Origin of the sequence: Arcicella aurantiaca, from assembly GCF_003148625.1 — a bacterium.
In the GTDB taxonomy this organism is placed as follows: Bacteria; Bacteroidota; Bacteroidia; order Cytophagales; family Spirosomataceae; genus Arcicella; species Arcicella aurantiaca.
Genome location: NZ_QGGO01000022.1, coordinates 25,686 through 48,273, shown reverse-complemented (window position 1 = coordinate 48,273; position 22,588 = coordinate 25,686). Strand labels below are relative to the sequence as shown.

General features: G+C 36.0%; 17 protein-coding genes. 7 read left to right on the top strand and 10 right to left on the bottom strand.

All coding sequences use genetic code 11. The features are described from left to right. Positions 1-120: 120 nt before the first annotated feature. Positions 121-1,146 (bottom strand): NAD(P)H-dependent glycerol-3-phosphate dehydrogenase, encoded by a 1,026-nt coding sequence (locus LV89_RS17755; protein WP_109744268.1) that lies wholly within the window; start codon positions 1,144-1,146, stop codon positions 121-123. Between the two features lie 347 nt (positions 1,147-1,493). Here LV89_RS17755 and LV89_RS17750 point away from each other — a divergent pair, with 347 nt between their 5' ends. Further along, the gene (locus tag LV89_RS17750; RefSeq protein WP_109744267.1) at positions 1,494-2,060 is read left to right on the top strand and encodes a hypothetical protein; all 567 of its coding nucleotides are present in this window, start codon (positions 1,494-1,496) and stop codon (positions 2,058-2,060) included. A 67-nt stretch (positions 2,061-2,127) separates the two neighbouring features. On the opposite strand, the gene LV89_RS17745 is transcribed toward LV89_RS17750, so the two are convergent. Both LV89_RS17745 and LV89_RS17740 read right to left on the bottom strand, forming a co-directional pair. After that, positions 2,128-2,571: a transcription elongation factor gene (locus tag LV89_RS17745; protein WP_109744266.1), complete on the bottom strand. Its 444-nt coding sequence runs from the start codon at positions 2,569-2,571 to the stop codon at positions 2,128-2,130. A 151-nt stretch (positions 2,572-2,722) separates the two neighbouring features. After that, positions 2,723-3,733, bottom strand: coding sequence for a GntR family transcriptional regulator (locus LV89_RS17740; RefSeq protein WP_109744265.1), 1,011 nt, complete (start codon positions 3,731-3,733; stop codon positions 2,723-2,725). Between the two features lie 168 nt (positions 3,734-3,901). On the opposite strand from LV89_RS17740, the gene LV89_RS17735 reads away from it, so the two are divergent. Then, complete coding sequence (locus LV89_RS17735) at positions 3,902-6,646, top strand: alpha-L-rhamnosidase (protein ID WP_109744264.1); 2,745 nt, start codon at positions 3,902-3,904, stop codon at positions 6,644-6,646. Positions 6,647-7,052: 406 nt separating this feature from the next. Here the strand turns inward: LV89_RS17735 and LV89_RS17730 are convergent, their stop codons facing one another. After that, positions 7,053-8,102 (bottom strand): DUF4249 domain-containing protein, encoded by a 1,050-nt coding sequence (locus LV89_RS17730; protein ID WP_109744263.1) that lies wholly within the window; start codon positions 8,100-8,102, stop codon positions 7,053-7,055. A gap of 12 nt (positions 8,103-8,114) precedes the next feature. Beyond that, on the bottom strand, positions 8,115-10,547 hold the full coding sequence (locus LV89_RS17725; protein WP_109744262.1) for a TonB-dependent receptor: 2,433 nt from the start codon (positions 10,545-10,547) through the stop codon (positions 8,115-8,117). A 253-nt stretch (positions 10,548-10,800) separates the two neighbouring features. On the opposite strand from LV89_RS17725, the gene hemE reads away from it, so the two are divergent. After that, positions 10,801-11,826 carry a uroporphyrinogen decarboxylase gene (gene hemE, locus LV89_RS17720; protein ID WP_109744261.1) on the top strand — a complete coding sequence of 342 codons (1,026 nt, stop codon included), beginning with the start codon at positions 10,801-10,803 and terminating at the stop codon, positions 11,824-11,826. Between the two features lie 231 nt (positions 11,827-12,057). Beyond that, a complete protein-coding gene (locus LV89_RS17715; protein ID WP_109744260.1) occupies positions 12,058-13,149 on the top strand; it encodes a T9SS type A sorting domain-containing protein in 1,092 nt (363 codons plus the stop codon). A gap of 160 nt (positions 13,150-13,309) precedes the next feature. On the opposite strand, the gene ribD is transcribed toward LV89_RS17715, so the two are convergent. Then, complete coding sequence (ribD, locus tag LV89_RS17710; RefSeq protein ID WP_109744259.1) at positions 13,310-14,356, bottom strand: bifunctional diaminohydroxyphosphoribosylaminopyrimidine deaminase/5-amino-6-(5-phosphoribosylamino)uracil reductase RibD; 1,047 nt, start codon at positions 14,354-14,356, stop codon at positions 13,310-13,312. Positions 14,357-14,405: 49 nt separating this feature from the next. Between ribD and prmC the strand changes: the two genes are divergently transcribed. Beyond that, positions 14,406-15,269 carry a peptide chain release factor N(5)-glutamine methyltransferase gene (gene prmC, locus LV89_RS17705; protein ID WP_109744258.1) on the top strand — a complete coding sequence of 288 codons (864 nt, stop codon included), beginning with the start codon at positions 14,406-14,408 and terminating at the stop codon, positions 15,267-15,269. Positions 15,270-15,465: 196 nt separating this feature from the next. Here the strand turns inward: prmC and LV89_RS17700 are convergent, their stop codons facing one another. Beyond that, the gene (locus LV89_RS17700; protein ID WP_109744257.1) at positions 15,466-17,358 is read right to left on the bottom strand and encodes an amidophosphoribosyltransferase; all 1,893 of its coding nucleotides are present in this window, start codon (positions 17,356-17,358) and stop codon (positions 15,466-15,468) included. 281 nt (positions 17,359-17,639) lie between these two features. Beyond that, positions 17,640-17,882 (bottom strand): MoaD/ThiS family protein, encoded by a 243-nt coding sequence (locus LV89_RS17695; protein ID WP_109744256.1) that lies wholly within the window; start codon positions 17,880-17,882, stop codon positions 17,640-17,642. A 241-nt stretch (positions 17,883-18,123) separates the two neighbouring features. Between LV89_RS17695 and moaA the strand changes: the two genes are divergently transcribed. Then, positions 18,124-19,107, top strand: coding sequence for a GTP 3',8-cyclase MoaA (gene moaA / locus LV89_RS17690; protein ID WP_109744313.1), 984 nt, complete (start codon positions 18,124-18,126; stop codon positions 19,105-19,107). A gap of 97 nt (positions 19,108-19,204) precedes the next feature. Here the strand turns inward: moaA and LV89_RS17685 are convergent, their stop codons facing one another. Then, on the bottom strand, positions 19,205-20,647 hold the full coding sequence (locus LV89_RS17685) for an AAA family ATPase (RefSeq protein WP_109744255.1): 1,443 nt from the start codon (positions 20,645-20,647) through the stop codon (positions 19,205-19,207). A 163-nt stretch (positions 20,648-20,810) separates the two neighbouring features. On the opposite strand from LV89_RS17685, the gene LV89_RS17680 reads away from it, so the two are divergent. Continuing rightward, complete coding sequence (locus LV89_RS17680) at positions 20,811-21,788, top strand: bifunctional heptose 7-phosphate kinase/heptose 1-phosphate adenyltransferase (protein ID WP_109744254.1); 978 nt, start codon at positions 20,811-20,813, stop codon at positions 21,786-21,788. Positions 21,789-22,026: 238 nt separating this feature from the next. On the opposite strand, the gene LV89_RS17675 is transcribed toward LV89_RS17680, so the two are convergent. Next, positions 22,027-22,338, bottom strand: a complete 312-nt coding sequence (locus LV89_RS17675) for a hypothetical protein (RefSeq protein WP_109744253.1) — start codon at positions 22,336-22,338, stop codon at positions 22,027-22,029. Between the last annotated feature and the right edge of the window lie 250 nt (positions 22,339-22,588).

Below are 22,588 nucleotides of genomic sequence, written 5' to 3'. Positions count from 1 at the left end.
ATCGTCCTTGTACTTAGATTCTCAAATTTATCTGGTAATTACACATGATATAATAGATTGATAATAAGCATTTTACCAGTTTTCTAATCACCAATAACTAATCACCAAATACGTTAATTTCTATTTTAAAAATCCTTTCAAAACGCCAATTTCAGCCATTGGATTAGCTTTTTCATAAAGAATTCTATAAACCGAATCAATAATAGGCATTTCTACATCATGCTGTTCATTGATTTTATAAATACTTTTCACAGCGTAATATCCTTCGGCAACCATGTTCATTTCTATTTGTGCCGACTTTACCGAATACCCCCGACCAATCATATTTCCGAAAGTTCGGTTTCTTGAAAATTGCGAATAAGCCGTTACCAATAAGTCACCCAAATAGCCAGAACTGTGTAAATCTCTATTTACTTGTGGATAAACAATGTCTAAAAAACGTTTGATTTCCTGCATCGCATTAGAAACCATCACGGCTTGGAAATTGTCTCCAAAACCCAGTCCGTGCGTAATTCCACAAGCCATAGCCACAATATTTTTAATAACCGCACAGTATTCAACACCGTATAAATCTGCCACAGGATTTGCCTGAATGTATCGGCAAGTCATCAAGTTTGAAAATTCCTGAGCCAATTGAATATTAGGCGAGCCAATAGTCAAATACGATTGTTTTTCTTGTGCAACCTCTTCTGCATGGCAAGGTCCTGCTATCACGCACATTTGCGTAATGGGTACGCCAAAGACTTTTTCCATCCAGTCGGTCACCAGCATATTTTCTTCGGGAATCATCCCTTTAATTGCCGAAACAACTTTTTTACCCGCAAAATGATTGCGAGTTAAGTTTTTCAAGGCATCGGGAATAAACGCCGCAGGTACAGCCAATATCACATAGTCAACCCCTTGAAGGGCATCGTACATTTTATAATATGCTTTTACTTTACGTGGATTTAGTGGAGCATCTGTCAAATATGACGGATTGTGGTTGTATTTTTTGATAAAATCTACGTCAGATTTACGGCGTAACCACCATTTGATTTTTACGTTATTTTCGGTTAAAATCTTAATGATTGCCGTAGCCCAACTACCACCACCCAATACTGCAATTTGGGTGGGGAGATTCTTTTTAAATGCTGGTATTTCTGTCATGTTGTAAAGTTAAAACATTTTTCGTGAGCCTAAATACTTCAATGATTTAAACCTGACTCTGATTGCTGTTTTCTCCGTAAAAGATTGTCATTTGGTGTAACAAAATAGAAAAATATATCGTTGAAAACTATAAGAAAGTAGGTTTTAGGGTTTAGTTGTTAGGCATTAGTATTATAGGGTGTTGTTAATCAGTAAATTATAACCCTTTCAAACATAAACTAATTTTACCCGAATACTTAAAATTTAAACGGCATTTTTGAATTTGTTCAAATGTCTGAAAATGATTCTTTGGTAGAATAAAATGCTAATAACCAAATCCCAACCCCATTATAACCAAAATATAATTAATGCAAGACCTTGAACCTCATTATCGTTGGGAAGAGTTTTATGTGGCTTCCCGTGACCCACGCTCACCTTTTTATGAGCGACTTTATAATTTGGATTATTACGAAAACACCATTTACGGTTATTATATTCACCCAATGTGGGATGAAATTGGCTCGGAAACGCTTTATTGTAAAATCCTTTTTGCTGATTATGACCGCAAATTTGCCATCATCGAAATGTTTGGAGAATGGAATGATACGCTACACAATGACATCATGTTTTTTAAGCGTGAAGTTATCGACCATCTTACGTATCAAGGTATCAATAAATTCATTTTATTGGGCGAAAATGTTTTAAATTTTCACGGTTCAGACGATGAATATTATGCTGAATGGTTTGAAGATGTGGAAGATGGTTGGATTGCGGCTTGTAATTTTCAAGAACACGTAGAAAGAGAATTTGCTAAATATAACCTTGATATTTACGTCAATATGGGCGGTACATTGAATGTGAATAATTGGCGAACGATGAAGCCTTTGCAGTTTTTTGAAGTAATTAATAGTTTGATTGTGAGGAGATTAAATTGATTTTGGATAATTCGATTGACGCTTTTAAACTTGAATCGTCAATCGTAATTCTGGAATTCGTAAATCATTACAAAACCTCTAAAATAACTGATTCTTTCCCCCTAAAACTAAATTTATCATCAACGCCTTTTCCCATCAATAAAGCCCCAATGGGTGATTGTGGCGAAATAATCATGATTTTTTTGCCTTCAAAATCCACCTGACCAATACTCACCGAAAGGAAAAAATCACCCATTGAGGTTTTTAAGAAAGCTCCCAAAGCCCCCTTTCTGAAAGGAGCAGTTTCATCAATACGTTCTACCAATTTACGTTCCTCAAGCGTTTGCTGATACATACGTGCGTGCATATCACGGTCGAGTTGCCCCATGGCACGAGAAGTTTCATATTTATCGCCTGCTGAAGATTTAGACTCACCATTGGCTGATTCTTGGGCTGCTTGCATAGCGTCCAAAGAAGTTTGCATTCGTTGGTCTAAATAGTTTTTTACGTATTGAAGAATTTCTGATTTCATGATTTGTGATTAATAGCACACGGATTTTACGAATTGGACACGGATTTTTATTTTTCCTAATCTCTATATGTAATTAAAAAATGAGTATTTTGTTGTTTGAGTAAAAAGAAAAAATCAGTGTCTAATCTGTAAAAACCGTGTTCCATTTGACTCACAACGTTTCTCTCCGAATCATGTAAAACGGATTTTTTACTTTGATTTTTTTCTTGTCTAACAACAATGCCGCTGCCGTTCTGCCCATCGTTTCAAAGTCGGTCGTAATTACGGTAATTCCCAATAATTCCTTCAATGTAGTATCGTTAAAAGAGATAATGCCAATATCTTTTCCAACTTCAAAACTCGACATTCGGGCTTTTTTTACCAATTCTGCCAAATCGGTTTCTTCCACGACCAAATAAATGGTTTGAGCCTGTAAAATTTCAGCCTCAACACTCTCTTTAATCACAAATTCTTTATGAGCATTTACACAAAAGTAACGAACACCACGCACAATTTCGACAGGATAATTACCGTCACTCGGAAAAACCAAGACAAGTCGCTGATACTTAGTCAATAAGTCGTTGGCACTTTCTAAAGCTTCCGAAACATCACGTTCAAAATCTTGATAAACAGAAAGACATTCGTTTTTGAAGTCGGGTAAATCTTTGTCTAAAAGGATTAATTCATTGGCAGGAATTTTCTCTAAAGTTTTGATTGCCAAACCTTTTTCTTCTTCTGGAAAAAAATGTGGCATTATCACATAGTAATTATATTTTCCTAAATTTTTATCAATAATTTCCTCGAAAAGTCGGGCGTTGTAGTGATGAATTTGCAAATCAACCGAAGCTTTATCACCCAAAACTTTCAAAAAAGCATAATAAATAAGCTTTTTGTATGAGCTTAGTTTGTTGAAAATCAGAAGAATACGCATTTTTCTGGATTCTCCACTATTCACATAATACCCTTTTCCTTGTACTGAGGTAATAAAGCCCCTTTCACGCAGTTCTCGATAGGCTTTTTCGACGGTGTCACGAGCTAAATAATACTCTTCACTAAGTTCGCTGATAGAAGGGAGTTGTTCGTTTTTCTTCAAAACATTACGCTCAATATCAGCAATTACAGACTGGATAATCTGTTTGTATTTAGGCGTTTTATCGCTTGTATTTAGTTTTAACTGGTACATTTTAGTAGGGCAATTACATACGCCCGATTATGTGACTCTTGCATCATTGGGCTTGGTTTAAACAGGCAAGTCCATGATACATTTTGTAGTTTTTTGACTTATTCTTGTATAAACTTAAAATTTACTAAGAATTAATAAACGTAACCTTATTTCAAAACACTTGATAGCATGAAAATTACTCAAAAAATACTCGCTTATTTTCTTCTTTTTTCCTTAATATGTTCCTCAGCTTTTGCTCAAGTTCAGATTTCAGAAATGACCTGCGAACACAAACAAAATCCGATGGGGGTAGATGCACAAAATCCACGATTAAGCTGGAAATTGAAGTCTTCCGAACGCAATATTTTACAAACTGCTTATCAAATTAGAGTATCCTTAAACCAAACTTTTGATAAGAAAAACTTAGTTTGGGATTCAGGTAAAATCACATCAGGCGAATCTATTTTACAAGCCTACAAAGGTACAGCTTTGCAATCTGGCAAAACCTATTTTTGGCAAGTAAAAATTTGGGATAATCAAAACCGTGAATCAGCTTGGAGCAATGCTGCATCATGGGAAATGGGACTTTTATCGCTTAACGATTGGAAAGCTCAATGGATAGAACCAGCCAATCAAGTAATGGCAGAAGTTGGAAAATCTCCTGCGTCAATGCTTAGGAAAGGTTTTTCGTTGAAAGGAAAAATTGTATCTGCTCGTGCCTACGTAACAAGTCACGGATATTATGAGTTGAGTTTGAATGGACAAAAAGTAGGCAATGAAGTCCTTACGCCGGGTTGGACAGCCTATCAAAAACGCTTGCAATATCAGTCTTATGATGTGACCAATATGTTACGTTCGGGAGCAAATGCCGTTGGGGCAATGTTGGGTGAAGGTTGGTTTAGAAGTACGTTGGGTTGGACAAATAACAGAGGTTTTTACGGAAAACGCTTGGGACTTTTATGCCAAATCAATGTAAAATATGCCAATGGAACAGAAGAAACGATTATTTCTGACGGTTCTTGGAAATACACAAATGAAACTCCAATAACCGTAAACGAAATTTATGACGGAGAAAGTTACGACGCTACTCGTGAAATAAAAGGCTGGAATGAACCAACTTTTAGCGATAATCAATGGGCAAATGTGGCAACGGCTACTTTTGATAATAGTAATTTGGTATCGTCGGAAGGAGCAAAAATTGAGCGTATTGAAGAAATAAAACCTCTTAAAATTTTCCGTACACCCAAAGGACTTTTAGTTGCCGATATGGGGCAAAATATGGTTGGTTGGATGCGTTTGAAAGTGTCGGGAGCGAAGGGTACAAAAATCGTTTTACGCCATGCCGAAGTGTTGGATAAATACGGTAATTTTTACATCGAAAATCTTAGAACTGCCAAAGTTACGCTCACCTACACGCTCAAAGGCGAAGGCGTAGAAACCTACGAACCGCATTTTACTTTCATGGGTTTTCGTTATGTTTCCATTGAAGGAATGGATTTAAAACCTGAAAATTTGATGGGCGTAGTGGTACATTCGGGCATGAAGCCGACAGGCACTTTTGAATGTTCAAATCCGCTTGTAAATCAATTACAACATAATATTCAATGGGGGCAAAAAGGTAATTTTGTAGATGTGCCAACCGACTGCCCACAAAGAGATGAGCGTTTGGGTTGGACGGGCGACGCACAAGCATTTTGCAGAACGGCAGCTTATAATTTTGACGTAGCCGCATTTTTCACAAAATGGTTAAAAGACGTAGCCGCCGACCAACGTCCAGACGGGACAGTGCCTTTTGTCGTGCCAGATATTTTGAATAAAATAGATGCAAAAACAGTTCAAGGTTCAGCGGGTTGGGGCGATGTAGCCGTGATTGCTCCATGGACAATGTATTTGACTTATGGCGATAAACAATTGCTCGAAACACAATATCCAAGCATGAAAGCCTACGTTGAATTTATGCGTAAAAAAGCAGGGGATAGTTATTTGTGGAAAAATGGTAGCGTTTTTGGCGATTGGTTGTACTATAAACCTGCCATGAATAGCCACACCGAACCCGATGGATACACCGACCGAGATTATTTGTGTCAGGCATTTTTTGCGTATTCAACCCATTTATTGCAAGAATCGGCGGTGGCTTTGGGAAAGACAGAAGATGCAAAAATGTATGCTCAGTTGTTTGAAAACATCAAAAAAGCCTTTAACGAACAATACGTTACGCCTTCGGGACGCATCGCTTCGGATTCTCAAACGGCTTACGTTTTGGCTTTGATGTTTGATTTATTACCTCAAAATCTTCAAAGTAAAGCCGCAGAATATTTGGTAAAAGATATAAAAAGTCGCCAAAATCACCTTTCTACGGGCTTTTTAGGAACGCCTTATTTATGCCACGTACTTTCACAAAGCGGACATACCGATGTTGCTTATGATTTGCTTTTACAAGAAACGTATCCTTCGTGGCTTTATCCTGTAAAAATGGGAGCAACCACCATTTGGGAACGTTGGGACGGACAAAAAGTGGATAGCACTTTCCAAGATATTGGCATGAATTCATTTAATCATTACGCTTATGGAGCAATCGGCGACTGGATGTATCGGGTAGTTACAGGAATAGAAATAGATTCAAAATCAACTGGTTATAAACATTTTTATATCAAGCCAGAACCTTCAACGAAATTATCTTACGCAAAATCTTCGTTAAATAGTCCTTACGGAGAAATTGCTTCGGGTTGGGAATTGAAAGATGGAAAAATCAAATTAACCGTTAAAATTCCTGCCAATACCATCGCCACGATAACACTACCCAAAGGCACAAATGAGGCAACAGAAGGTGGAAAAACAATCGCACAATCAGGTTTTCAGAATATTAAAACAATAGAAAAAGGACTTGAATTTGATGCGGGGGCGGGGGAGTATGTGTTTGAGTATAAGTTTTAAATACGGAAGTATGTACTTAATGTCGCAAAACCTCACCCCCGACCCCTCTCCGATGGAGAGGGGAGAAAAATGGGTCGAATGCTCCCCTCTCCATCGGAGAGGGGTTGGGGGTGAGGTTTTTTCGACTCAAATTTAACTTGCGACATTAAGTATATACTTCCGATTAATTGTTCCAAAATTTAGATGATTTCACTTTCAACGCAGACAGGGTTTAAACCTTGTCTGCGTTATTATTTCGGAATTATAACGGGTTTGTCACAAGACAAACGATAGCCCACTGATAAAACGGATTATACTAATTTTCGCTGATTTTTCTTGATTTTATCCCCAGTGTAAATCCGTAAAATCAGTTCAATCTGTGGTCTAAATTTGTCTGCAAAAAATAGTTGATAGTTCCGTTATTTTATCACTTCAACAAATCAAATTCTATTTTAGTCATATTATATCCCGAAAAAACGCCCAATCCGCCTTTTACATTAGAATACGTCAAAACGGCTTCACTAAATGGGTCGTCATTATTGATGCCTTGCGAGTTAATTAAACCCTTATTGTACTGATAATAAGCCTTATCCGTTATGGCTAAATAAATAGAAAGGTTGTGTGACAAAACCTGCGTATTTTGAGGATTTGGATTATTGGAGTCAGTAGAATAGTATCCCAAAGAAATATTTGCCTTCTTAAAATTTAACGTTTTACCATCTTGTTTATAATCACTGATAAAATCACTATATGGCTGTTGCTCTGTAATAGTTTGTGTAATAAAACCGCCTTTCCCATCATTGTATTTATATCCTTTATGAGTATAGTAGGCAATGGCGTAGTAATTTTCTTCGGATACTAAATCTTTCGCCGTTACATCAAATCTTCTGGATAAATTATAATATCTGTTGGTAATCACGCCATCCGTACTTGAATAACCATTCTGAATAGAATCAATGGTACTTCCTTTCAATATAGTAAAATCATTACCATTTATTAATTGTTTATTAGGTACAGTACAAGTAGCCGAAACTTCGGGTAAATTGGGAGCTTTGGCAGTAAGCGTATAAGTTTTCCCTGCTACGATGGGGAAATCTTTTGTCTTTAAAAAATATCCCCTACGTGATTGAGGAATGGGTTTCCCTGTTGATGGGTCATACTCTGTTCCAAAAGGATTAACAATGGTTTGTAATTGAAAAGTCGCTTTTTTCTGTCCGTCAGAAATTTCCACAATTGCCCCTTCAATAATTGGTCTTACTTCATTTCCACTATACGGACTATACTGATTGCTTGGAAAAGTGCCAACAACGGGTTTGGTTTTAGACACTTTTACTTCCAAAAGTGTATCCTGTGGGGAAATAAAAGATTCGATTACCAAACGTTCTTCGTAGGGTAAATTAATATTTTCAACAACGGTTTGGCATGAAAGCATTGTACAGGTTGATGCTATAAAAAAGAGATATTTAAGTGTTTTCATCGGTGTTGAGGATTAGAATTTAAAACTATAACTTAGCGAAGGAATAATCCCTAATAAAGAATAGCGAGTTAGATTTCGAGTCGTTGTTTGAGTGGCATTATTATAAGTATTCGTAAAAGAATAGAAATAAGGGTTTTTACGATTATAAAGGTTGTAAATACTAAATTCCCAAGTTCGTTCATGTCCTTTTTTCATGATTTTATGAAACTGCACGCCAATATCCAAGCGGTGATAAGCCTCAGCCCTAAAATTATTACGTTCGCCATAATCAGGATATTCTCTGAAATAATTATAAGTGTAACCCGTACTTCCGGGGATACCAAAAGGAGAAATACCGGGATTATGCACATTGGCAGAATAAGATGCCGTAGGAATTGTGAGAGCATTTCCTGTACCATAAACCCAAGTACCAGAAAGCGTAATTCGAGGTGACAAATGATAAACACCAACCACAGATAAATCATGGCGACGGTCATTTTTTGCCCAAAATTCTTTCCCAAAATTCAATTCATCAAACTGATGTTTTGTCCATGAAAGTGTGTAGCCAATCCAGCCTGTCAATTTTCCAACTTTTCGTTGTAGTAAAATTTCCGCCCCATAAGACCGCCCTTTGCCCGAAGTCACTTGGTCATCCCAAGATTTTCCTTGTTCTTTTTCCTTCGCTAATTCTTCTGGCCCATCTTGCAACAACGACGAAGAACCTTCTTTATATGCCACGATATTATCCATTTCCTTGTAATACCCTTCAACAGTCAAGGCAAGATTTTTTTCATCAAAATCTTTAGCCATACCCATCGCAAATTGGCGTGACCGTTGGGCTGGAAGTTTATCCGTAGAAGGAACCCATAAGTCAGTCGGAAGGCTTGCACCAGAGTTAGAAAGCAAATGAATGTATTGATTCATCGTAGCAAATGAAGCCTTGAAAGCCAAGTCATTACGGGCAGAATATGCCATTGCTACACGAGGTTCGGGGTTAAAATATTTTACTTTATTGGTAACAAAAGAGCTTAAACGAAGTCCCGCATTGATTTTCAGCCTATCAAAAGGTTTATAAGTGTCTTCTGCGTAAATGCCACTTTCGGTAGCATCAATGTTTTCAACATTATTTTGATATTTACTAATGACATCATCTTTTACCACGATTGAACTTGGCGAAAATTGGTGAAATGTTCCCGAAAAGCCGAATTTGATAGAATGTTGAGGGTTTGGCAAATAATCAAAGTCCGTTTTAAAACCTACATCTCGAATATTTGAAAGGTAACTTAGCTCATATTCAACCTTTTTATTTTGTTGCAAAGACTGGTCAACGGCGTAAATTTTAAACTGATAATTACTAAAAATGAACGAAGAATTCATAAAAAGGCGTTCATTGTACAAATGATTCCAACGAAGTGTAGCCGTCTGATTTCCCCAATCAAGCCCAAATTCATTTTGTGTGCCATCGGTTTGTTTATCAATGCCAAAGAAAACGTCTTTTCCAAAATAGCCACTCAAATATAGTTTGTTATTCTGCCCAAAATCGTAATTAACTTTGGCATTAAGGTCATAAAAATAATAACCACCATCACCATCTTTTTTATTGATGAATGGACGCACTAAAGCATCAATGTACGTCCGTCTTCCCGAAATTAGAAAAGACGATTTTTTATTTTTTCCAATCGGAGATTCTACCAAAAGCCGACTCGAAATTAAGCCAATGCCACCCTCCACGTGCAGTTTTTCACGATTTCCTTCTTTCATTTGCATCTCAATAACGGACGATAATCGCCCACCAAAACGAGCAGGAAAACCACCTTTGGTCAGTTCAACCGACTTGAGGGCATCGCCATTAAAAACAGAGAAAAATCCAAAAAGGTGAGACGCATTATAAACAGGAGCATCATCTAAAATCAACAGATTTTGGTCTGCACCACCACCACGTACATAAATCCCCGAATTTCCTTCCGAACCTTTCTGAACGCCTGGCATGAGTTGCAAGACTTTCAAAACATCTTTTTCGCCCAAAAGAGCAGGGATTTCTTTGATTTGTTGAATAGGAACAGAAACTTGCGACATCTGAACATTCTCTGAAACCTTTTGTTGCTCAGGAGAATTTCCTCGAACAATTATTTCTTTAAGTTCTTGAATATCAGGTGTAAGTTCGATATTCATTTCTAATTTCTTCGGAACTTTCAGTGTTTTCGTTTCCGAACGATACCCCACAAAACTGTACACAATTGTAATTTCTTCGGAGGTATTGAGGGTCAAAGAGTAGAAACCATAATTATTGGTTTGAATACCAATTTTCTTATTTTTTACATAGACGCTTACCCCTGGAAGTAACTCACCAGAGCCTTTTTCACGGACATATCCGTTAATCGTAAATCGGTCGTTTGATTGGGCTTTAGAGGTGAAAGGAATAATAAAAATAAGATAGAGAATAGACCATTGTAGGCATTTTTTCATTAGATAAGAGTAGTTTAAGTGTTAATAGCGTAATTTAGAGAATAAGATTTTATAAAATTGACATTCAAAAATATAGAAACCCCTACTCACAACGAACGTATATTTAACAAATTGTTTAAGGTATTCGATAATTCCTTCTTGAATTAAAATCCATTCTCATCTTTCAATCGTATCTTTGTAGTCCGATGCTTCTGCATCGGATATTAAAAAGAATATCCTTATTCGGTTCAGGAGAGTCGAGATACATTTCTTTATGGAAATTTTACAAAACGATTTATTATTACGTGCCGCTCGTGGTGAGCGTGTAGAACGCACTCCCGTTTGGATGATGCGTCAGGCAGGAAGAATTTTGGCAGAATACCGTGCTGTTCGTGAGAAAGCAGGGAGTTTTATCCAATTGGCGACAAATCCAGAATTAGCAGCGGAGGTAACTATTCAACCCGTTGATATTTTGGGCGTTGATGCCGCCATTATTTTCTCAGATATTTTGGTTGTTCCCGAAGCAATGGGCTTGCCTTATATCATGGAAGAAAAAGTTGGGCCGATTTTTCCAAATGTCATCAAATCAATGGCAGATGTGGATAAATTGATAGTTGCTAATCCAGAAGAGGAATTAAAATACGTTTTAGATGCCATCAAAATTGTAAAAAAAGAATTAAATGGACGTGTGCCTTTGATTGGTTTTGCAGGAGCTCCATTTACTTTGCTTTGCTACATGATTGAAGGTCGTGGGTCAAAAACTTTCTCAAAAGCGAAAAAAGCACTTTATACTGAACCAGAACTTTCGCACGCACTTTTACAGAAAATTACAGATACAACCATTGCCTATCTGAAAGCTCAAATTGCCGCAGGAGCAAATTTAGTGCAGATTTTTGACTCATGGGCGGGTATTCTTTCACCAGAGCAATATCGTATTTATTCGCTTCCGTATATTTCTCAAATTTGCGATGCTATCACGGAAGTTCCTGTAACGGTTTTTGCCAAAGGTGCATTTTTTGCCCGTGAAGAAATGGGTAAATTAAATTGCGAAGTAATTGGTTTGGACTGGAATATGGACATTGCCGAATCTCGTCAATTGATTGGGGATACCAAAACGTTACAAGGCAATCTTGACCCGTGTGTATTATACGGCTCGTTTGACGAAATCAAAAAACAAACTCGCTCAATGTTACAACAATTTGGCGGACACAGACATATCGCTAATCTTGGACACGGCGTTTATCCAGACACCAATCCAGATAATGTAAAATGCTTTATTGACACTGTGAAGGAAGGGTAAAATAGCAAAGATTTATTAATGGAGGGGAAAAGGGGGCAAGACCTTTTTCCCCTTTTTTATTGCCCAATTAGTAGATATTTTTAATTTTGTGTTAAAGAAGATTATAAATTTAAACGTACCATGTTCGACTTGGAACTTCCCGAAAGTTCTAAAATTTTCGGGAAGTTAACCGATAGTCTTATTTTTACAATTTTCCTAAAGAAGATTCTCACTTTCAATATATAAAATTTTATGAAAACGTTTCTCACGATTTGCCTTATTTTGGGGCTTTCTTGGGCTTGTACTGCCCAAACCGTTTTTAGTTTTGAATTTAATGGATATGCAGGAACACCCCCGCCAATATCAGCCTCAACAGGTTCAGCAACTTTGACCCAAAACGGACTCAGTAATTTTGCCGAAGATGCCTGTACAGGTAAAGGATTTTCAGTAAATAGCTGGAATGCTGGAGATTATCTTCAAATTCAGTCGAGTACACTTGGTTTTATAGGTCCTTTCAACTTTAGTTACGACTACCGAATGTCGGATATTGATTTAGGTAATTTTGAAATTCAAGTTAGTTCTGATGGAGCAAATTTCTCTAAAATTGGCGACCTAAACGCCACTGCTCCAACCGCAGGATGTAATAGCTCTGGGCCTATGATTTTAGGAACAAACTACAATAATCTTCCCAATATTTACTTCCGATTTTACAAGAAAAATGATGCCGTAACCGCTTTGAATCGCTTACGATTAGACAATATTATGCTGAAAGCCTCAGCAGTTCCCGTAGAAATTACGTCTTTTCAAACCCAAGTTTCAGACAATCAAAAAGTGAATATTCGTTGGGAAACGGCTTCAGAAATTAATAGCAATTATTTCATTTTGGAACATAGTAGAGATGCCGTAAACTATAAAATGATTGCCAATATTGAAGCCGCAGGTTTATCTCAAACCAAGAAGTTGTACAATTTTATAGATGAAAATGCCCTTTTCGGAACAAATTATTATCGTTTAAAACAGATTGATAAAGACGGAACGCAACAAGTTTTTAGACCACAATCGGTCATTATTGAAGATGTAAATGTACCTTTTGGTATTTTCCCAAATCCATCTTCAGCCGATAAATTTTATGTAAAAGTTGAAGATTCCGACGAAACTCGATTGCTATTGACAGATTTTGAAGAAAATGAAATAAAGATAAAGTCGGATAAATTAACGCAGACGATTTTAGAAATAAAACCCTTAGAGAATCTGAAAATGGGAATGTATTTACTACAAGTTCAGACTTTAGGAAGTATGAAAAGGCACAAACTTTTGGTGTTGAAAGAATTTACGGAACGATAAAGGGTTTGTCACAAGACAAAAGATAGACCACAGATTGAACAGATTATGCTGATTTTCGCTGATTTTTCTTTACTTTATCCGACTGTGCATCCCTGTGTAAATCGGTAAAATCCGTTCAATCTGTGGTCTAAATTTGTTTGCGACAAATAGTTTGTCGTTCCTAAAATTTATAATAAACAACACTATCTCCTGACAAATATTCTCTTGAATGTTCGGGTTTATTCAATTTCGGAGCGTTAATTCCTTCGCCTAAAATCTTTTTGCTTTTCAAAATGATAGCTTCGTCCCAAAGTCCTAAATCGATGAAACTTTGTAATAAAACCGTTCCTCCTTCAATAATGACAGATTGTACTTTTCTTTGATAAAGGTCTTGAATAATAAACTTTTCAAATGAATGACTCTCTTCAATTTTTACCCAAATATTATTGTTTAAAATCTTGTTTTCCAGTAAATTATAACAAATAGTTACTTGTGAATCATCAAAAATATTTAAGTCTTTGGATAAAGATAAATCCTTGTCAATCACTACTCGAATGGCATTTTTCCCAGTCCAGAAGCGAGTATCTAATTTAGGATTATCATATCGAGCGGTATTTGTCCCGACCATAATGGCGTCTTCTTCGGCACGCATTTTATGGACAAATCTTCGGGAAAGATTATTAGAAATCTGAACGGCTTGATAATTGGGTTTAGCAATAAAACCATCCGCAGATTCCGCCCATTTCAAAATAATATATGGTCTTTGTTTTTCGATAAAAGTAAAAAAACGCTTGTTTACTTCTCGTCCTTCTGCTTCTAAAACTCCTGTTTCCACCTCAATTCCTGCCTGACGAAGTTTTTCAATACCTTTTCCTGCCACCAATGGGTTAGGGTCGAGATTACAAATAATCACTTTTTTTACATGATGTTTTATCAGTAAATCGGCACACGGAGGCGTTTTCCCATAATGCGAACAAGGTTCAAGTGTAACGTAAACCTCTGATTCTGAAAGTAATGATTTGTCTTCAACCGAATTGACAGCATTTACTTCGGCATGACCTTCGCCGTATTTTTTGTGCCAACCTTCTCCAATGATTTTACCATTATGTACAATCACACAACCCACCATTGGATTTGGAGAAACATAGCCAGCTCCTAAACGTGCCATTTGTAAGGCTCGTTTCATATATAATTGTGAATGATGAATGGTGAGTGGTGAGTTGGGCATTTAGTTGTTCTTGGTTTTAAGGCTTAACTTTGTCTTTTATGCTAAAAATATGAATTCAACAAAGACACTTTTCAGTCAATTAATTGCCGAAATTACTTCCGTTTACGAAGAAAACGAAGCAAAAAGCATTGTTTATTTACTCTTAGAACATTATCTGAAAATCTCTAAAACGGATATTTTATTAGATAATCCAGTTGCTCAACTATTTGATTTTACGGAGATAATACAAAGAATAAAAGCCCAAGAACCTGTACAATATATCATTGGTACAACAGAATTTTATGGACGAACATTTAAAGTTACGCCAGCTACTTTAATCCCAAGACCTGAAACAGAGGAGCTTGTACAGTTAACAGTTAGCAGTTATCAGTTAGAAGTAAACAAGAGACATTTTGGGGTAGAAGCAAAGATTTTAGATATTGGTACAGGGTCGGGGTGTATTGCAATTTCTTTGGCTTGTGAAATCCCAGAAGCACAAGTGTATGCCTATGATATTTCAGAAGATGCGTTAAAAGTGGCAAAAGAAAATGCTGAAAGAAATGGCGTAAAGGTAATTTTTGAAAAGACGGATTTTTTAACCCTAAAACCTAATCCCCAACCCCTAAAACCTACTATTATCGTCAGTAATCCACCTTATGTAATGAACGCTGAAAAGGCGGAAATGGAGAAAAACGTGTTGGAATATGAGCCACATTTAGCTCTTTTTGTGGAAGATGATAATCCTTTGATATTCTACAAAAAAATTGCAGAGTTTGCCGCTAAAAACCTAATAAAAAATGGCTTGTGTGTGGTAGAAATTAACCAAGCTCTTGGTTTAGAAACCGCAGAATTGTTTTGGAATCAAGGTTTTCACTACGTAGAAGTGGTGAAAGATATGTTTGGAAAAGATAGAATCGTGAAAGCGATTAGGTAGAGAACAGATGTTAGAGAATAGATGTTAGAGAATAGAGAATAGATGTTAGAGTTTAGTAGATATTAGAGAATATTTTAATTGTGAAATGAAGCTGATTTTTCTAAACTCCATTCTCTAACATCTATCCTCTATTCTCTAAAATCTGTTCTCTATTCTCTAAACTCTATCCTCTAACATCTATTCTCTAAAAAACTGACTAATACGCTCTAATTTCAACGCCTTTCATGAAGTTTACGAAAGCAGTATTTACTACTTTATTTCCTCCAGGTGTTGGATAATTTCCTGTAAAATACCAGTCTCCTGTATCATTCGGACAAGCTTTGTTAAGGTTTTCAACGGTTTGATAAACAATTGCTAACTCGGCTTTCAAATTTTTAGGTTTTACTAATTCTGCAATTTTATCAGAAATTTCTTCAGTGGTAAACGGCTTATAAATGGCTTTTACTAAGTTTTCTTCTGAAGCCGTTCCCATTTCAATAGCTGCCAAACAACGTCCTAAAGTATCTTCTAAAACATCGTCCATGTTACGTTCTGTCAATAATTCATAAGCTGCACGGAAAGCAACAAATTCCTTCATTCTCGACATATCAATTCCGTAACAGTCAGGATAACGAATTTGTGGAGCAGACGAAACAATAACAATTTTCTTTGGTCCTAATTTATCTAAAAGACTTACAATTGAACGCTCTAATGTTGTTCCTCTAACAATTGAGTCATCAATTAAAACTACATTATCAACGCCCTTCTTGATTACCTCAAAAGTAGTATCATACACATGAGCCACCATATCATTACGGTCGGCATCGTTAGTGATGAAAGTACGTAATTTTACATCTTTTGAAATCAGTTTCTCAACTCTTGGGCGGAACGTCAATAAATCTTCAAGGTCTTTTTCAAAGATAATTCCTTCTAAAATTGCCTTTTTACGTTCTTTGGCAAGATGGTCTTCCAAACCTTCAATCATACCCAAAAAGGCAGTTTCGGCAGTATTTGGAATATAAGAGAATACTGTATTTTTTAAGTCGTAATCAACTTCTTGTAATACCTGAGGAATTACTAAACGTCCTAATTGCTTACGTTCAGCATAGATATTTGGGTCTGAAGCACGAGAGAAATAAATGCGTTCAAAACTACAAGATTTTCTTTCGATTGGCTCGATGAACTGCTTTTCAGAATAAGAACCATCTTTGTTTACGATTAAAGCGTGTCCTGGTTGAACTTCTTTAATGTCATCGTAATTACAGTTGAAACTTGTTTTGATAGCTTGTTTTTCAGAAGCAACTACCACAACTTCATCATCGGCATAATAAAATGCTGGTCTGATTCCCGCAGGGTCTCTTGCTACAAAAGCCGCACCGTATCCAGTAAGTCCACACATGGCGTATCCACCGTCAAAATCTCGGCAAGAACGTTGTAAAACTCTCTGTAAATCAATGTTTTCTTCAATAATATCAGACAATTCTGGATTGTGATGTTCACTTTTGAAGTAATCAAACTGACGTTGATTTTCTTCGTCCAAAAAGTGTCCGATTTTTTCCATTACCGTCACCGTGTCCACTTTTTCTTTTGGATGTTGCCCCAATGAAACCAATTTGTCGAACAATTCATCGACATTGGTCATATTGAAGTTTCCAGCCATTACTAAGTTTCTACTTCTCCAATTGCTTTGTCTAAGCATTGGGTGGCAGTTTTCGATTTCGTTCTGTCCGTGCGTACCATAACGGAGGTGTCCTAACAAAACTTCTCCCGAAAAAGCGATGTTCTCTTGAATCCAATGAGCATCTTTTGCTTTTTCTTTGTTGCCTTTGATGGCTTTCTGGAATTTTTTGTGGATTTTCCTGAATATGTCAGGTACGGCATTTTGTTCGACTGAACGATAGCGACTAATATAACGATGACCAGGCGGTACATCAATTTTGATGTTAGCAACACCAGCACCGTCTTGCCCTCGGTTTACTTGTTTTTCCATCATCAAATACAACTTGTTGAGTCCGTAAAGGGGCGTGTTGTATTTGTTGATATAATACTGGTAATCCTTCCGAAGACGGATAAGTGCTATACCGCACTCGTGTTTAATTGCGTCAGACATGACCTTAATTAAGATTTTGAATTGAAAGAACCTTATTTCAAGAAAAAAAAGTTCCGTAAACCAACTGTATTATATGAGGGTTCAGTAAATTTTCGCAATAAATCTTGGTTAAATTATAATTATGGGGAGGTTATTTTTCTATGAACAAAATTAGGCAAATTTTAGGGAGATTTCCAAATTAAAATTGGGAATTATCATAAATTAAAGATGTGATAAAATGTAAAAAAATGAGTGTTTTTACTTATGGGAATTCTATTGTTCAACCTTTCCTTTTTCTGTTTTTAGCCTCCACTTACAGGCGGAATTAAAGCAATTTCATCTCTTTCTGATAGCATTAAATCTGCTTCTGCGTATTCACTATTAACGGCAATCAAAAGTGATTTTATTTCTTGCAATTTTGGGAAGTCAGTTTTTAGGATTCCCAAAACCGTTTGAACGTCTGATTCTTGATTTACTTCTACCTCTGTGATGTTTTTGCCAACAATATCACGAGTTATTCCGAAAAGATTAATTTTATATTTCATGTTTTAGTTTTTTTTAAGAACGGAGGGGCAAAGTAGCAGAGAGATAAAAGAGTATAATAAGAAAAATGAACATATAATAAAATGAGAAACAACACTCAATTTTAACTTTATAAGTTACTCCTTTATCCCTATGTTCCTCTGCTACTAAAGCACTCTGTTCCTTTCCTTTGCTACTCTGAATATATTCGCTAAATTTGTTCAACAAAGAAACTGATTAAAATTGAATACTCAAACTCAAAATATCATTTACGACAATCATGGTCGCCCGATAACCTACTTACGTTTGGCGGTAACTGACCGTTGTAATTTGCGTTGTTTTTATTGTATGCCCGAAGAAGGCGTAAAATATCTGCACAAATCTAAGTTATTGACTTACGAAGAAATGATTCGGACGGTTTCGGTGCTTTCTGAGTTGGGAATTTCAAAAGTGAGAATTACAGGTGGAGAACCATTTGTTCGGCATAATATGATTGATTTCATGTATCAATTATCTGAAATCAATGGAATTGACGAACTCAATATTACCACTAACGGAATTTTGACGGGGCAATATATTCGCCAAATGAAAGAAATGGGCGTGCGTGCTGTTAATTTAAGTTTAGATACCTTAGACAAAAAACGCTTTTTTGAAATCACTCGTCGAGATGAATTTGATAAAGTTTACGATACACTTTTTCAGTTAATTGATGCAGGTTTTGAGGTAAAAGTAAATGCCGTTGTTATGGACGGAAAAAATACCGAAGACATTTTGCCTTTGGTCGGATTAACGCAAAATCATAACGTTTCCATTCGTTTTATTGAAGAAATGCCTTTCAACGGAGAAGGCAATCATTATCCAAAATTAGCGTGGAATTTACATCGTATTTTAGCCGAAATAAAAAGTCAATATCCTGATTTGCAAAAACTTGTAGATTCTCCAAATTCAACTTCTTATAATTATCAAGTTCCTGATTTTCAAGGAAATATTGGTGTAATTGCTGCCTTTTCTCGTACATTTTGTGGAACTTGTAACCGTATCCGCCTCACAGCAACGGGCGATTTAAAAACTTGTTTGTACGATGAAGGCGTACTGAATATTAGAGATTTATTACGAGACGGCATTACGAATGAAGACTTGAAATCGACCTTTTTACAAGCCTTCAAAAATCGTCCAAAAGATGGTTTTGAAGCCGAACGCAATCGTAAATCTGTCATTACAGAATCCATGACTACAATTGGTGGGTAATTAAGTAGAAGGACGATTTAAGAATTTACGATTGTCATAAGTCTGATTATCAATTATTTATGAAATCTCAAAATAGTGCTTTATTTTGTCCCATTACTTATTGATTTTCAAATAAAACATCAACTTCCAAAGAATTATTGATTAGCCCGATGCTGTTTTCATTGGGTTTTGAGCCATAAATACTGAGTAAACTCAAAAAAATCTGTTTACGAGTACCCGTCAATTGTTTAAATGTGCCGACTTTTTCACGCAAAATGTCGGCATATTTTTTAGTTAAAATAAATGGTTCGGCATAAAATTTCAGTTCAAATAAATTGATGACATTATCTTTTCGGTCTATCAATAAATCAATTTGTACACCCTGTTGTTCTGACGTTCCTTTGTGATAATAACTGCTCGTTTCTGAATAAATTCCTGAAATGCCCAATGCTTTTTTTATTTGGTCGATATGTTTCAGACATAAATTTTCAAAAGCATAACCTGTCCAACTCTTAAACATGAATGTTTGACTCAAATTTTGCCAGCTATCTTTTGTGAATTGATTTTGATGTTGAATAAAATGAAGATAAAACAACGAATATTCATCTGTAAGACGGTATAAGGCATCTTTTTGCTTCTTTCCGAAAGCATTATAAGCAGAAATAAAACCAGAATAAAGTAATTCATCCAAGTAACGACTTAGATTTCCACCATCTGATAAATAGGTTTCCTTAATGATTTCTTGCCTTGTCAAACCTTTCCATTTATGCCCCAAAGCGTTAATAATACTAATATGGTGTGTGGCGTTTTCAAACAAAGCTGGGTACAATTTCATAAACTCATCATTGAGCAAACCCGTACTCGAAAAACAAATTTGTTCTATATTTTGAATAGCACTTTTTCCAGCCTCTACTTCTTTCAAATAATGAGGAATACCACCCATTGCCATGTATAATTGCACAATCTGATATTTATCTAAAAAAATGTTTTTATTCTTGAGGAATAAATCTGTTTCATACAAATTGAATGGCATCAGATGAATTCTTCGGGTAATTCTATTGTGTAAGCCACCTTTGTTGTAAACCACTTGTTGAATCATCCATGAAGCAGCCGAACCACAAATGATAATAATAACATTGTTTTTTACTGCCCAAGAATTCCAAAAATAACTCAGTCCATCCAAAAAGCCCGATTTTCGTCCTGCTAACCAAGGTAATTCATCTAAGAAAATGACCGACTTTGTTGAAGGGTTTACCGTTTTTTCCCAACATTCAATCAACTGTTGGAATGCTTCAAGCCAATCAATCGGTTTTTCTTTTGGGGCAATTGCTCCGAAGGCATTGCGAAGATGGATTGAGAAATTATTTAATTGCTTTTTGGCAGTCACATTTTGCAGACCCGTTATTTCAAATCGAATTAATGAATCATAAACGGAACGCACCAAAAATGTTTTTCCTACTCGCCGTCTGCCCACAACAGCCACCAATTCTGCTTCGGGAGTTTCTAAAACTTTTAAAAGTATTTCTTTCTCTTTTTCTCGACCAATTAGCTCTTTTTGCATAATTTTAATTATATATGGCTGAATCTGTGTAAATATATATACTTTCAGCGAAATATAGTTGAATTTATTGCGTTTTTCAATTTGTTAAACTTATCAATAAAGGATTTTTACTAATTCTTTTATAAAGTTTTGGTACTTTTGTGTTATATCTAATTACCGAAAAATGACTATTCCAGAAATATTTGATAATTTCAATAATCTTAAAGTTCTCATCATTGGCGACGTAATGCTTGATGCCTATACATGGGGTAAAGTAGAACGAATTTCACCCGAAGCTCCCGTACCCGTTGTGAATGTCCGTAGTCGTGAAATACGTTTGGGCGGTGCAGGAAACGTTGTGATGAATGTACAGTCGCTTGGAGCAAAGCCAATTATTTGTTCGGTTATCGGGGCGGATTCTTACGGTGATTCTTTGTTAAATTTACTGAAAGAACAAAACCTCTCAACCGAAGGAATTATCCAATCTGAAACTCGAATTACAACCGTAAAAGAACGAATTATTGCAGGTTCTCAACAAATTGTAAGAGTTGATACTGAAACGGATAAACTTATTAATGAGGCTGAACGCCAAATACTTGCCAACAAAATAATTGAGTTGTCGAAAGAGGCAGACGTTATCATTTTTGAAGATTATGACAAAGGCGTTTTGTCTAAAGAATTAATCTTTGATATTATCACTTTTGCCAATGATAATAATATTCCAACCATTGTTGACCCCAAAAAACGCAACTTTCTTTACTATCAGCACGCAACGCTTTTCAAGCCAAATTTGAAGGAATTGAAAGAGGGTTTATCTATTTCTTTTGACGTAAAAAATCCAGATGAATTAACTGATGCCGTTTCGATTTTAAAGAAAACTTTAGAGCTTAAAGGTGTTTTTGTTACGCTTTCCGAACAGGGTGTTTATATTGATTTTAACGGACAGAAAAAAGCAATTCCTGCTCATATTCGTACCATTTCGGATGTGTCGGGTGCGGGAGATACTGTTATTTCAATTGCGGCTTGTTGTTTAGCTTTGGGACTTTCGCCCGAACTTATTGCAGGACTTTCCAATTTAGGTGGTGGTTTAGTTTGTGAGTTTGTGGGGGTAGTACCAATTGACAAAGAACTGCTGAAAAAAGAAGCCTTATTGAGCTTGTAAAGAAAAATAATTTCTTAGCTAAAAATGCCTTTAATTACCTTTTAAACAAGGTTTTGAAAATAAATGAAATAAAAATGAAAAATAATTTAACTATTTTTCAAGTATAAAACTTTTTCCTCAGATAAACGTTTTACTATTATATCTCCAAAAATGATTTTGAAAGACCTGCTCATGTAGGTCTTTTTTTATGCCTAAAAATTGGTGTCAATTCCCTGATTTATCCTAAATGGAAATCGAGTTACACAGGTTTTTCTTCAATTCCTAACATCGTCAATGCAGGGTTTATCGTTCTACACGTTATCACAATTTTGAAAATTTTATTCCCTGCTAAATTGAATTCGGCTACGTATTTTTCCTTTTCCTTCAAACTTCTGTAAACTGCCGTATAATTTATTTTAGAGTCCCAGCCATTAATTGCCAAAGCCGTTGAAACTTGGTCGAGGCACTTGCTGAGGTTTGAGAAATAACTCAAAACGGTTTCTTTTTGTCGGATAGAATTTAATGAGCCAATCGGAATTACGGCTACTTCATATATTGTTTGTTGCTTCATAGTAGCACAGACTTTAGTCTGTAAAAATTGTAACACAAACTTCAGTCTGTAACACAAATATACTTACAGACTGAAGTCTGTGTTACAAAAATGAAAAACTATTTCACTATTTTTCAAACGTAAAACTTTTTGTAAACATTTAGCGTTTTAACATCATACGTCTGAAATAAGACAAAAAAGCCCCGCTTGAAAGCGAGGCTTTTTTATTGGTCAAATTCTTAGTAAGTAATGAGATAAAATAGAGTGCTGC